This window comes from Pseudoflavonifractor phocaeensis (assembly GCF_016901735.1).
GTDB lineage: Bacteria > Bacillota > Clostridia > Oscillospirales > Oscillospiraceae > Pseudoflavonifractor_A.
This window is the reverse complement of sequence record NZ_JACLZC010000016.1, coordinates 19,272-32,882: the sequence shown is the minus strand read 5'-3', so window position 1 is coordinate 32,882 and position 13,611 is coordinate 19,272. Positions and strand designations below refer to the sequence as shown.

Annotated in this window: 9 protein-coding genes; 3 read left to right on the top strand and 6 right to left on the bottom strand. The window is 62.5% G+C overall.

Annotated features, from left to right (window positions below):
• Positions 1 to 215: 215 nt before the first annotated feature.
• Positions 216 to 2,495 (top strand): putative bifunctional diguanylate cyclase/phosphodiesterase, encoded by a 2,280-nt coding sequence (locus H7U37_RS05385; RefSeq protein WP_204874223.1) that lies wholly within the window; start codon positions 216 to 218, stop codon positions 2,493 to 2,495.
• A 237-nt stretch (positions 2,496 to 2,732) separates the two neighbouring features.
• On the opposite strand, the gene H7U37_RS05380 is transcribed toward H7U37_RS05385, so the two are convergent.
• The 4 genes from H7U37_RS05380 to H7U37_RS05365 form a co-directional block, all read right to left on the bottom strand.
• Positions 2,733 to 3,170: a MarR family winged helix-turn-helix transcriptional regulator gene (locus H7U37_RS05380; protein ID WP_243413497.1), complete on the bottom strand. Its 438-nt coding sequence runs from the start codon at positions 3,168 to 3,170 to the stop codon at positions 2,733 to 2,735.
• Positions 3,171 to 3,312: 142 nt separating this feature from the next.
• On the bottom strand, positions 3,313 to 5,151 hold the full coding sequence (locus H7U37_RS05375; RefSeq protein ID WP_204874221.1) for an ABC transporter ATP-binding protein: 1,839 nt from the start codon (positions 5,149 to 5,151) through the stop codon (positions 3,313 to 3,315).
• Positions 5,148 to 7,307 carry an ABC transporter ATP-binding protein gene (locus H7U37_RS05370; RefSeq protein WP_204874220.1) on the bottom strand — a complete coding sequence of 720 codons (2,160 nt, stop codon included), beginning with the start codon at positions 7,305 to 7,307 and terminating at the stop codon, positions 5,148 to 5,150. The genes H7U37_RS05375 and H7U37_RS05370 overlap by 4 nt, the downstream gene beginning before the upstream one ends.
• Positions 7,301 to 7,765, bottom strand: coding sequence for a MarR family winged helix-turn-helix transcriptional regulator (locus H7U37_RS05365; protein ID WP_204874219.1), 465 nt, complete (start codon positions 7,763 to 7,765; stop codon positions 7,301 to 7,303). Before H7U37_RS05365 ends, H7U37_RS05370 begins: the two co-directional genes overlap by 7 nt.
• 188 nt (positions 7,766 to 7,953) lie before the next feature.
• Between H7U37_RS05365 and H7U37_RS05360 the strand changes: the two genes are divergently transcribed.
• Positions 7,954 to 8,760: an HAD family hydrolase gene (locus tag H7U37_RS05360; protein WP_204874218.1), complete on the top strand. Its 807-nt coding sequence runs from the start codon at positions 7,954 to 7,956 to the stop codon at positions 8,758 to 8,760.
• Positions 8,761 to 8,879: 119 nt separating this feature from the next.
• On the opposite strand, the gene H7U37_RS05355 is transcribed toward H7U37_RS05360, so the two are convergent.
• Entirely contained in the window at positions 8,880 to 9,755 is an 876-nt protein-coding gene (locus tag H7U37_RS05355) for a LysR family transcriptional regulator (protein WP_204874217.1), read from the bottom strand.
• Positions 9,756 to 9,906: 151 nt separating this feature from the next.
• On the opposite strand from H7U37_RS05355, the gene H7U37_RS05350 reads away from it, so the two are divergent.
• Positions 9,907 to 12,477, top strand: coding sequence for an FAD-dependent oxidoreductase (locus H7U37_RS05350; protein ID WP_204874214.1), 2,571 nt, complete (start codon positions 9,907 to 9,909; stop codon positions 12,475 to 12,477).
• 97 nt (positions 12,478 to 12,574) lie between these two features.
• On the opposite strand, the gene ilvC is transcribed toward H7U37_RS05350, so the two are convergent.
• Positions 12,575 to 13,594, bottom strand: coding sequence for a ketol-acid reductoisomerase (gene ilvC, locus H7U37_RS05345; protein ID WP_204874212.1), 1,020 nt, complete (start codon positions 13,592 to 13,594; stop codon positions 12,575 to 12,577).
• Positions 13,595 to 13,611 lie beyond the last annotated feature (17 nt).

Below are 13,611 nucleotides of genomic sequence, written 5' to 3'. Positions count from 1 at the left end.
TTTCTCAACGAGTTCGCGGGCGCTCCACGCCCCCGTCCTCCCGTTCTGAGGGAATTGATTCCAGTATAACTTCTCCCCCGGAAAATTGCAACCTGCCCCCGGGATTTTATCCGTCCCCCTTCCCCTTTCTTTTCTTTTCTTCCACTTTACACGACAGTATGCTATACTGTTGTCTATCAATCCCATTTGTATTTTCGCAAAGGAGGCGGTCCGCCATGTCTCTCCTCTCCTCTGCCCGCCGTTCTCTCTCCCGCCATGGGCGTATGACGGTGCTCCTTCTGCTGCTGGCTTTGCTGGTTCTGGCCCTGTGCGTCAGCTACACGCTTTTTGTCCTCACCCGGATGCGCCAGGAGACCGGTCAAGACCTGATGCGCAGCACCCAGCGTATGGCGTCCTATGTGGACGCCCAGATCGGGCGCGGTCAGGAAAATATGACGCTGGCTGCCGCCGCCTGCGCCGCCCTGCCGGATGACCAGGCCCGGCTGGACTATCTGGCCACCCTCAGCGGCACCAACGCCGCGGTGGAGACGGCGCTCTTCTCCCGGGACGGCGTCCTTCAATTTGCCGGCAGCGGCGGTTTTACTCCCGAAAAAGCGCTGCTGGATCAGACGCTGGACTCCGACGCCCCCCTGGTGGCGGTCTTTCCCCATCCCACCGATCAGGCGCCCGTTCTCCTCTATGCCGCGCCCCTCCCCACCGGAGACGGAGCGGCGGAGCAGGGGATTCTATGGATGGACACCCATCTCACCCTGGAGCGCTGGCTGCCCGCGTCGGAAACCCTGGAGGTCTTTCTCCTTCAGTCCGACGGGCAGATCCTCCTCTCCGTCCATGAGGACCTGTCCGGCGGCAGCCTTTTCTCTTATCTGGGAGAAAGCGCTCCGCTGCTGGGCAGCTCCCTGGAGCAGACCCAGGCCCAGCTGTCCGACGGGACGGCCGGAATCTACTACTACCGCCAAAACGGGCAGGATCTGGCGCTGGTCTATGCCCCCCTCGCCCAGTCGGGCTGGAGCCTGGCCTTTTCTCTCCCCACCGCCAGCCTGAACGAGACCATAACCCTTACCCTGATCCTGGGGGTCTCTCTGGCCCTCTTCCTCTTCCTGCTGTTTCTGGTGCTGGTCCTTCTGTTGCGGCGCACCCAGCGCCAGCACACCCGCGCCCTGTCCAGACTGGCCTTTGTGGACCCCCTCACCGGTGGCCATAACGCCACCAGCTTCTCTCTCAAAGCCGCCAAGCTCCTGCGGAGCTGTCAGGAGCCGCTGGCTCTGGTGTCCCTGGATATCCGCTCCTTCTCCCTGGTCAACCAGGCTTTCGGCATTCAGACCGGGGACAAGGTGCTGTGTCACCTCTACCGGTGCCTCACCCGAACCTTGTCCCAGGAGGAGCTGTGCGCCCGCATCTATGTGGACCGGTTCGACCTGCTCCTCCGCATGGACCAGCCGGAGCAGCTCCAAAGCCGGCTGACCAATCTGGCTCAGCGCTTCAATGAGTTCAATCTGGCCCTGCCCGACTCCTACTTTCTCCCCCTGACGGTGGGCATCTGTCCCGTGGATGACCCCACGCTCCCCCTGGAGGGATTGCAGGACCGGGCAAACCTGGCCCGCAAGGAGGCCAAGCGCTGCGCCAGCGACCAGCCCTGCGTCTGCCGCTTTTACAGCCTGGAGGACCACCGCCGCCTCCAGATGGAGCAGACCATCTATAACCGCATGAAGCGGGCCCTGGCCGACAGGCACTTCCATATTTACCTCCAGCCCAAGGTCTCCCTCTGTCCCCAGGCGGTGGCGGGAGCGGAAGCCCTGGTCCGCTGGCTGGACCCGGAGGACGGCGCGCTCCGGCCAGACGCCTTCATCCCCGCCCTGGAGCGCAACGGCTTCATTGTCCAGCTGGATCAATACATGTTCGAGCAGACCTGCCAGTGGCTGCGCCGCTGGCTGGACGCGGGGTGGAATCCTCCCCCCGTTTCGGTGAATCTGTCCCAGGCCACCCTGCGCCGCCCCCAGGTCCTCCAGCGCTATCAAAAGATCCAGCGGCGCTGGCGGGTGCCCCCCCAGCTTCTGGAGCTGGAGCTCACCGAGACCATGGTCAGCGCAGACCTGGACTACTCCGCCCGGTTGGTGGAGGAGATCCACAGTCTGGGCTTCCGCTGCTCGCTGGACGATTTCGGCAGCGGCTATTCCTCCCTCAACGTCCTCTCCCGGCTGCGGGTAGATACCATCAAGCTGGACAAACGATTCTTTGACGGTATGCTCTCCCAGCAGGACGGTCCCCGCTCGGAGCAGATCGTGGCGGCGGTGCTGGGTCTGGCCCGGCAGCTGGGCATCAAAACGGTGGCTGAGGGGGTCACCTGTGAGCATCAGACCCAATTTCTGATCAATCATCCCTGCGACCTGGTGCAGGGGTACTACTTTTCTCCGCCCATTCCGGCGGAGGAATTCGGGCGGCGCTTCCTCTCCCCCCAGGGGCGTGCGGCGTTTTCCGCCGCTCCCGAAAACAGCTGACAAAAGGCCTGCTCTCCCGGCGCGGCAAAGAACCGCACCCCATTTGTGAAACAGTAATGGTGTACTGAAAAACAAGTGGGGTGCTTTCTTCTGCCAAAAAAGATATAAACAACACCATATCGAGGCAAAGCAAACGGGCTTGCCGCCTGCCCTTTACAGACAACAAGCCCGTTCGGCTGTTGGAATCATATTCTCCTTGGGGCTGCTGCATCAAGCGCGCCCGGCCTTGCCGCCTGCCTATGCTTCACTGGTCAGCGCGGAGACATTGCCGATCCGCGCCAGACAGCGGCGGAGGAGCTGTGTCTCCTCCGGCGTGAAGTCCCGCAGGACATCCTGGTTCATTTCCTCCACGGCCCGCATTACGCCTTCCTGCAGCGCCATGCCCTCTGCGGTGGCCGCCACCCGGACGCTCCGCCGGTCGTTGGGGTCCACCACCCGCTGGATCAGTCCCTTTTTCTGCATCCGGTCCAACACACCGGATACGGTGGACATCTCCAGAAAGACGGCCTGAGAGATCTCCTTGGGCGTGATCTCTCCCTTGTTCCAAAGACAGTAGAGCACGGCGTACTGACCCGGTGTAATACCGAAGCGGTCCAGACGCTCATGGAGGTTCTGGAACACCGCGTGCTGCGATACCGTCAGCAGGAAATTGATACACTGGTAAAGCTCTTCCAAAAACGGACACCTCGATCCAAAAACAGTCAGAAGCTCCACACACAGAAAATCTTCTGCCAAAATAGAAAAGTATAAATCTATTATAGCACAGTCGGCGGGCGTTTTCCACACAAAATTATTTTGTATGCACGAATTTGGCTTCTTATTCCCCGATGTCCTCAAACTGAGCGTTATACAGACCGGCATAAAAGCCGTTTTGCGCCAGCAGCTGCTGGTGGGTGCCCTGTTCCACGATGTCGCCGTCCCGCATGACCAAAATGAGGTCCGCGTCCTTGATGGTGGACAGGCGGTGGGCGATGACAAAGGAGGTCCGGCCTTTCATGAGATTGCCCATGGCCTGCTGGATGAGCTGTTCGGTGCGGGTATCCACCGAGGAGGTTGCCTCGTCCAGGATCAGGATGCGGTTGTCGGCCAGAATGGCCCGGGCAATGGTCAAAAGCTGCTTTTGTCCCTGAGAGACGTTGGAGGCGTCCTCGTTGAGCTCCATCTGGTAGCCGCCGGGCAGGGTCTGGATGAAGTGGTGGACGTGGGCGGCCTTGGCGGCGGCGATGACCTCCTCGTCGGTGGCGTCCAGCCGGCCATAGCGGATGTTCTCCAGAATGGTGCCCTTGAAGAGCCAGGTATCCTGGAGCACCATGCCGAACAGCTCCCGCAGCTCCGAGCGGTTGAAGTCCCGCACGTCGTGTCCGTCGATGCGGATGGCGCCGCCGTTCACGTCGTAAAAACGCATGAGGAGCTTGACCATGGTGGTCTTGCCCGCGCCGGTGGGGCCCACGATGGCCACCGTCTTGCCCGGCTCCACTTGGGCGGAAAAATCGTGGATGACGGTTTTTTCCGGGGTGTAGCCAAAGGACACGTGGTCAAAGGTCACCTGGCCGGCGATGCCCTCCAGGGAGACAGGCTGGTCCGCGGTCTGGTCCTCCTCTTTCTCGGCCAAAAAGGCAAAAACCCGTTCGGCGGCGGCGGCCATGGACTGGAGCATATTGAACACCTGGGCCACCTGGGAGATGGGCTGGGTGAACTGACGGACGTACTGGATAAAGGCCTGGATGTCGCCCACGCCGATGGCGCCGCTTACCGCCAGCATGGAGCCCACCACCGCCACGGTCACATAGCCCAGGTTGCCCACAAAGGTCATAACAGGCTGCATCAGACCGGAGAGGAACTGGGAGAGCCAGGCGGAGCGGAAGAGCACGGCGTTGGTGGCGTCAAACTCGGCCACCGTCTCCTCCTCCCGGTTAAAGGCCCGGATGACGCTGTGGCCGGCATAGCACTCCTCCACCTGGCCGTTGATGACGCCCAAATACTTCTGCTGGGCCACAAAGTATTTCTGGCTGCGGCGCACCACCAGCGCCACCAGAACGGCGGACAGTGGGAGCATGAGAAACACCAGGGCGGTCATCAGCGGGGAGATGGTGAGCATCATCACCAGCACGCCCACCAGGGTGGTGGTGGCGGTGATGAGGGTGGTCACCGACTGGTTGAGGCTCTGACCCAGGGTGTCCACGTCGTTGGTGATGCGGGAGAGCACCTCGCCCACGGTGCGGGACTCAAAGTATTTCATGGGCATCCGGTGGATTTTTTGGGAGATGTCCCGCCGCAGGCCGTAGCACACCCTTTGGGTGACGCCGCTCATCAGCCAGCCCTGCAAAAAGGCAAAGAGGGCGCTGATGAGATAGAGTCCCATCAGAATCAGCAAGATGCGGCCGATGAGGGCAAAGTCAATGCCGCCGGTCCCCTGGACCTTGGCCACCAGGCCGTTAAAGAGGGCGGTGGTGGCCTGAGAGAGGACTTTGGGGCCCACCACATTGAATACCGTGCTGCAAACGGCAAAAATGGCCACCAGGATGAGGGACAGCCGATGGGTTCCCATATGGCGCAGCAGCTTTTTCATGGAGCCCTTAAAATCCTTGGCCCGCTCCACGCTCATGCGGCCCCGACCCATGGGGCCACGGGGCGGCTGGCGATGGGATTCGCTCATTGGGACACACCTCCTAACTCGGATTCGGAAAGCTGGGACCGGGCGATCTCCTGATAGGTGGGACAGGTCCGCATCAGCTCCTCGTGGGTGCCGATGCCCGCCACCTTGCCCTCGTCCAGGACGATGATCTGCTGGGCGTGGAGGATGGTGGAGATGCGCTGGGCCACAATGATGACCGTCACGTCGGTGAGCTCCTCTCCCAACGCCCGGCGGAGGGCCACGTCGGTCTTATAGTCCAGGGCGGAGAAGGAGTCGTCAAAGAGGACGATTTTGGGCCGTTTGGCCAGGGCGCGGGCGATGGACAGCCGCTGCTTCTGACCGCCGGACACGTTGGAGCCCCCTTGGGCGATGGGTCTTTGATAGCCTTCCGGCTTCTCCAGGATAAAGGGCTCCGCCTGGGCGATGCGGGCGGCCTGCTCCATGTCGGCGTCCGGGATGTCCCTGCCGCCGAATTTCAGGTTGGAGGTGATGTCCCCCGAGAAAAGCACTCCCTTTTGGGGCACATAGCCCATGAGCTGGTGGAGCTTATGCTGGGAAAGACGACGGATGTCCACCCCGTCGATGGTAATGCGGCCATAGCTCACGTCGAAAAACCGGGGGATGAGGTTCAGGAGGGTGGACTTGCCCGAGCCGGTGGAGCCGATGATGGCGGTGGTCTCGCCGGGCCGCGCGGTAAAGGAGATGTGCTCCAGCACGTCGGCCTGGGCGTCGGGATAGCGGAAGGACACGTCCTCAAAGGCCACCTGGCCCTTCCAGTGGGCGACGGCCTCGTCCTGATTTTTCTCCTCCTCCGGGTCGCGGATGGAGACCGGGGTATCCAGCACCTCCTGGATGCGGCCCGCCGAAACGCCGGCTCGGGGCAGCATGATGGACACCACCGCAATGAGCAGGAAGGACATGACGATCTGCATGGTATAGGTGATAAAGGCCATCATATCGCCCACCTGCATGACGCCCAGGTCAATGCCCTGAGCGCCTGCCCACACGATCAGCACACAGATCCCGTTCATCACCAGCATCATCAGGGGCATCATCATGCTCATGGTCCGGTTGGTAAAAAGCTGGGTGCGCATCAGGTCCCGGTTGGCCCCTTCGAACCGCTCCTCCTCGTACCGCTCCCGGCTGAAGGCCCGGATCACCGAAAGACCGGTGAGGGTCTCGCGGGAGACCAGATTGAGCCGGTCCACCATGGTCTGCATGATCTTGAATTTGGGCATGGCCAGGCGCATGAGCACCGCCACCAGCGCCACGATGATGCCCACCGCCAGAGCAATGATCCACTCCATTCCGGTGCCGGTGGAGGCCACCTGAATGACGCCGCCCACGCCCAGAATAGGGGCGTAAATCACCATGCGCAGCAACAGCACCAGCACCATCTGCACCTGCTGGATGTCGTTGGTGGACCGGGTAATCAGAGAGGCGGTGGAAAAGCGGTCAATCTCCGCGTGGGAAAAGGAGATCACCTTGCGGAACACCCGGCCCCGCAGCTCCATACCCACTGTGGCGGCCACACGGGAGGCGCACAGACCGGCCAGAATGGCCATGGCGATCATCAGCAGGGTCAGACCCAGCATTTTTGCGCCGGTGGAAATGAGGTAGCTCTGCTGAAGCTGGTTGAGATCCACGCCGGTGGCGGCGTATTCCTGCTGCACAAAGAGCACGGCGGTCTGACTGAGCATGGTATCGGAGACGCCGGCCAGCTGGTCCGACATGGCCGCCAGGGAACGGGCGATCTCCTCCTTGAGGCTCTGCCGGTCCGGCGCGGTCTGAGCCAGCGCGGCCAGCTGTTCCGGCGTAACGCCCTGCTGTCCCATCTGATAGAGGGCCGCCAGAGGCAGCTCCAGCATCCGGTCCATCCGGTCCAGGGTCTCGCCGTCGGCCACGGTCAGACGGCAAAGATGTCCGTCCGTCTCATAGGAGGCCCGCAGCGCCGCTTCGTCCTCCTCCGACAAAAAGAGGCACACCGCCTCCAGCGTCTCCGGGCGCATCTGGCTGGGGGTGACCCGCTCCACGCCGGACTGCTGGATGCCGATATCCACGATGCGGGACATATACTGAGGCAGATTCAGGTCGCATATGGCCTGTACCACCAGCAGCACCACGATCAGCAGCACCATTCCCACATGTTTTTTCAAATAGCGGAAGATATTCAGCATATGATTTCCTCCTTTTCCTGCCGGACCTCCTCCATGATGCCGCACAGCCGGTCCAGCAGCCCAAGCAGCTGGTCCATCTCCTCCCATCCCATCCGTTCCAGGACCCGGCCGGTGTAGGCGCTTACCTCCGCCGCCGTCTGGCGGAAGAGCTGCCGTCCCTCCGGAGTAAGGGCCACCTGGGTGCTCCGCCGGTCCGCCGGGTCCGCCGTCCGGCGGATCAGGCCCCGCCGCTCCAGATTGCCCAGCGTCCTGGAGACGCCGGGCTTTGCGCTCTGGAGGGCCTCCGACAGCCCCGACACCCGCATGGGCCTGTTTTCCTCCTGGTGGAGCAGCACGCTCAGGGTGTAAAATTCCATGCGGGACAGACCCTTGTCTCCCAAGGGAATGCCGCCCGCCGCCCGCAGAAGGCGGTGGAGCGCCTGAAACAGGGATCTGCCCTGATCCTCTCTCTGGTCCATTGGTTCACCTCGCTATTAGTTAACAATGTTATTTATTTTTAGCGGAAGAAATGATACGCCATAAACGCCTGTTTGTCAAGCGGTCTCCGCCCGCAAAAAAATTGCCTTCCATCGGGTCGTATGGTATAATCGACCCAATCCCCTGCCGGGCGCCGGCAGCGCGGACCGATACGACAGGAGGAAACGGCATGATAAAGCTTGTGGTCAGCGACATTGACGGGACATTGCTCCCCTATGGGGAGACGGCGCTGCCCCAGGCGCTTTTTCCCCTCATCCGGGGATTGGAGCGGCGGGGCATCCGGTTTTGTCCGGCGTCGGGCCGGCAATTTCACTCGCTGCGCCGTCTCTTTGGGCCGGTGGAGGAAACGCTGACCTATCTGTGTGAAAACGGCGCCATTCTCTACGGCCCGGGCAGGGAAGAGGCGGCGCCGGTGCTCCATCAGACGCCGCTCCCCCGGGCGGCGGCCCTGGCGCTGTGCCGGGACATTTTGGCCTTGCCCAGGTGCGAACTGCTGGTATCCGGACCCAATTGCAGCTATCTGACCCAGTGTTCCCCGTCCTTTGTGGCGCATATGCGGGGATTCAAGGGCAACCGGGTGGAGGTGGTGGAGGAGATCGCCTCAGTGAACGCGGAAATTTTGAAGGTATCGGCCTACTGTCCTCAGGGTACCGGCCCGGCCATGGCGGCCCTGGGTCCCCGTTGGGGGGAGGAGATGTCCATGGCGGTGGCCGGGGCCGACTGGCTGGACTTCACGCTGGCCGACAAGGGCGTGGGACTGCGGGGACTGTGCCGGGCGCTGGGGGTGCCGCTGGAGGAGGTGGCGGCCTTTGGTGACAACTGGAACGACGTGTCCATGCTGGAGGCGGCGGGACATCCCTACCTGATGGCCCAGGCCGACCCGGTATTGAAGGAGCGCTTCCCCAGACAGTGCGAAAGCGTGCTGACCGTGCTGGAGCATCTGGTGGACACCGGGCGCTTGCCGAAAGAAGCATGAAGCAGAAAGCGCCTTAAAAGAAAACATGATTCCAGCAGCTGAAAGGGCTTGCTGTCTGTGAAGCACAGGCGGCAAGCCCTTCTGTTTTGCCTTGATACAGGTTTATATCCCTTTTGGCGTCACGCCTCCTCCTGCGTACAGAAAGAGGGCCCCAGCACCGACCGGATGAGGGGCAGCACACAGGCGCCGCGCATATATACCAGGTTGAACTCGTGCCGCTCGGGCAGACAGTCCAGATGAAAAACGGAAATCTTCTCCCGCCCTTCCCCCACCGCCGAGTAGGCAAAGGTGATCCCCTCCCGCTCCTCCACAAAGCGGGCAATGAGGGAAAAGCTGCTGGCGCAGATCACCCGGCCGAAGAGGGAGAGCGAGTAGCCGTAATCGGCCAGCGTCTGTTCCAGAATGGCCCGGGTGCCGGAGCCCTGCTCCCGGAGAATGACGTTTTCTCCCGCCAGATCGGTGATGCTCACCCGCTGTCCGGCAAAGGGGTGGTCCCGGTGACACATGCCCACGAAGGGCGCGTGCCGGTAGAGGGCGTAGCCGTAGCGCTCCTTGTCAAAGGCCCCCTCCACCAGCGCAAAATCCAGCTCCCCCTGCTCCAGCTTATGGAGGAGGGTCTCGGTGTTGTCCACCAGCACCGAGAGATTTTCCGTTGACCGGGCCAGATAGCGGCACAGGGGGTCGGCGATGACGAATTCCCCGATGGTCTTGGTAGCGCCGACGCGCACCGTCCGCACCGTGGGGCGAGCAAGCTCGGCAAAGAGCTTCTGCTGGTTATACATGGCGGCCCGGGCGTAGCGCGCCACCCGGTCGGCGGCCTCGGCGGGGATCAGCCGCCGGCCGTCATAGTGGAACAGCTTGCAGCCGTACTCCCGCTCCAGGCCGTGGATCTGCTGGCTCACCGCCGGCTGGCTCAGCCGCATCCGCTCCGCCGCCCGATGGTAGTTGAGGGTCTCATATAACGTCAGAAAGGTTCGGATGCGATAGTCTACCATCAAACTCCCCCCATAATAAGGAAATACGATTGATTGATAATAAGGAAAAACTTTCTTTTATTATACCAGATGTGATATACTTTGACCAGACTACGGCAGAAACCAACGGGGCCAAGGCCCTGAAATTGATGGATGGAAAGCGGGAGAAACTATGAAGATTCTTGTTGTAGGCGGCGTGGCCGCCGGGACAAAGGCCGCCGCCAAGTACAAGCGGGAGGACCGGAGCGCCCAGGTAAAAATTCTGACCAAGAGCACCGACATTTCCTATGCCGGCTGCGGTCTGCCCTACTATGTGGGGGGCATGATCGGCACCCGGGAAGAGCTGATCGTCAATACGCCGGAAAAATACGCCGGACTCACCGGCGTAGAGGTGGTCACCGGCTGCGAAGTGACCGCCCTTGACGCCGCTGCCAAGACGGTCACCGCCGTAAAGGGAGGCGATACCTTCATCGAGGGCTATGATAAGCTGATTCTGGCCACCGGCGCGGTACCCTTTGTGCCTCCCATGGAGGGGACCGGCCTGCCCGGCGTCTTTTGTATGCGCACTCCCGACGACGCCGCCGGCCTGCGCGCTTATGTGGAGAAGAACCACTGCCGCACCGCCGTGGTGGTGGGCGCCGGCTTTATCGGCCTGGAAATCGCCGAAAACCTGAAGGCCCAAAACCTGGAGGTCACCGTCATCGACGCCGCACCCCAGATCATGCCCAACGCCTTTGACGTGGAAATGGCCAATTTCGCCGCCCGCAAGCTGAAGGACGCCGGCATCCGGGTCCTCACCGGCCGGAGCATCCAGGCCGTCACCGGCGCCGAGCGGGCCGCCGGCATCCAGACCGACGGCGGCCCCCTGCCTGCCGACGTGGTGGTGCTGGCCATCGGCGTCCGTCCCGCCACCGGCTTTTTGACCGGCTCCGGCCTGGAGATGTTCAAGGGCACCATCCTGGTGGACCAGCAGCTGCGCACCAACCTGGCGGACGTCTATGCCGTGGGCGACTGCGCCATGGTGTCCAATGTGCTCACCGGTCAGCGCCAGTGGTCCGCCATGGGCTCCACGGCCAACATTGCCGGGCGGGTGCTGGCCCGCAGCCTGGCCGGACATGACGCCGTCTACGGCGGCTGTATGGGCACCGGCGTGGTTAAGCTGCTGCCCGACCTGAACGCCGGCCGGACCGGCCTTACCGAGGTCCAGGCCAAGGCCGCCGGCTTTGATCCGGTCAGCGTGGTGTGCGTGGTGGACGACAAGGCCCACTATTATGCCGGCGCTTCCTCCTTCTTCGTCAAGCTCATCGCCGACCGCGCTTCCCGCAAGCTGCTGGGCATCCAGGTCCTGGGCGCCGGCGCGGTGGACAAGATGGTGGACATCGCCGTCACCGGCCTGGCCGCCCAAATGACCCTGGACGCCTTCGACACCCTGGACTTTGCCTACGCGCCTCCCTTCTCCACCGCCATCCATCCCTTTGTGCAGGCCTGCTACATCCTGGAGAACAAGCTCTCCGGCGCCTTCGAGACCTTTACCCCCGCCCAGTACGCCGCCGGCGAGGCCAAGGACTACCGGGTCATCGATGTCCAGCCCATCGCCGCCATTCCCGGGGCCAAGTGGGTCAACCTGGCCAAGGTGGACGGCCCCATCGACGGGCTGGACAAGGACGAAAAGCTGCTGCTGGTGTGCGCGAAAGGCAAGCGGGGCTATTTTCTCCAGAACCGTCTGAAAGCCTTCGGCTACACCAACACCCGGGTGCTGGAGGGCGGCGCCACCTTTAACGTGGTCAAGGTCCCCCGCTCCGCCGGCAGCGCTCTGCCTCCCGAGGAGATCAAGCGGGTCAAGGGCCTGGGCTGCCTCCAGGATAAGCGCTACGGCGACCGGTTCAACGTGCGCGTCATCACCCGCAACGGCAAGATCACCGCCGAGGAGCAGCGCACCGTGGCCGAGGCCGCCGAGCGGTTCGGCTCCGGCGAGGTCACCATGACCACCCGTCTCACTCTGGAGATTCAGGGGGTGCCCTATGAGAATCTGGACGGAGTGATGGAGTTCCTCAACCAGCACGGCCTGGAGACCGGCGGCACCGGCTCCAAGGTGCGCCCGGTGGTGTCCTGCAAGGGTACCACCTGCCAGTACGGCCTGTGCGACACCTTTGACCTGAGTCAGAAGCTCCACGAGCGCTTCTATGTGGGCTATCATAGCGTCTCCCTCCCCCACAAGTTCAAGATTGCGGTGGGCGGCTGTCCCAACAACTGCGTCAAGCCCGACCTCAACGACCTGGGCATCGTGGGCCAGCGCATTCCCGAGGTGGATCTGTCCAAGTGCCGGGGTTGTAAGGTCTGCCAGGTGGAAAAGACCTGTCCCATCCATGTGGCCAAGGTGGTGGACGGCAAGGTGGTCATCGACCCCACCGTCTGCAACCACTGCGGCCGGTGCGTGAGCAAATGTCCCTTCGGCGCCATCGAGGACGGGACCTACGGATTCAAGGTCTTTATCGGCGGCCGGTGGGGCAAGAAGATCGCCGAGGGCCGTCCCCTGTCCAAGATCTTCACCAGCGAGGAAGAGGTGCTGGAGCTGACCGAAAAGGCCATCCTCTTCTTCCGGGACGAGGGCCAGAGCGGCGAGCGCTTCGCCGATACCATCCAGCGTCTGGGCTTTGACTATGTGGAGGACAAGCTCCTCCACGGCGCCGTGGACAAGGAAGCGGTCATGAATAAGACGGTGGTGGGCGGCGCTACCTGCTGACCGTCCCCCGCTTTCCGCAGTGCGCAAACAGCAAAAAGCCCGCCGCAAACCGGAATGGTTTTGCGGCGGGCCTTTTTTGTCCGAAAAAACAGAGCAATCAGTTGGAAGCGGTGTCCAGGTCGGTGTCGCCGCCCCAGATCATGTTCTTGCGCAGCTCCTCGCCCACGATCTCCATCTGGTGCTTCTTGAGCTGGGCGCGCTTGGAGTTGAAGAAGGTACGGCCGTTCTTGTTCTCGGCGATCCAGCGGCCGGCGAAGGTGCCGTCCTGGATGTCGTCCAGCACCTTGCGCATGTTCTTCTTGGTCTCCTCATAGGGGAGGACGCGGGGACCGGAGACATACTCGCCAAACTCGGCGGTGTCGGAGATGGAGTAGTTCATGGCAGCCACGCCGCCCTTGTTGATGAGGTCGATGATGAGCTTCATCTCGTGGATGCACTCGAAGTAGGCGTTCTCGGGCTCGTAGCCGGCCTCCACCAGGGTCTCGAAGCCGCACTTCATCAGGTCCACAACGCCGCCGCACAGCACGGCCTGCTCGCCGAAGAGGTCGGTCTCGGTCTCGTCGTGGAAGGTGGTCTCCATGACGCCGGCCCGGGCGCCGCCGATGCCGGCGATGTAGGCCAGGGCGATCTTATAGGCGTTGCCGGTAGCGTTCTGCTCCACGGCCACCAGGCAGGGCACGCCCTTGCCGGCCACGTAGGTGGAACGGACGGTGTGGCCGGGGCCCTTGGGGGCGGCCATGAACACGTCCACGCCGGCGGGAGGCACGATCTGCTGATAGCGGATGTTGAAGCCGTGGGCAAAGGCCAGGGCCTTGCCCTCGGTCATATAGGGGGCGATGTCCTTCTTGTAGACGTCGGCCTGGACCTCGTCGTTGATGAGCATCATCACGATGTCGCCCCACTGGGCAGCCTCGGGGATGGTCATGACCTTCAGGCCGGCGGCCTCCGCCTCGGCCCAGCGCTTGGAACCGGCCCGCAGGCCCACGCAAACGTCGCAGCCGGAATCCTTCAGGTTGAGGGCATGGGCGTGGCCCTGAGAGCCGTAGCCGATGATGGCGATCTTCTTGCCGTCCAGATAGCTGAGCTCACAGTCCTTCTCGTAGTACATCTTTGCCATGGTAATACACTCCTTAT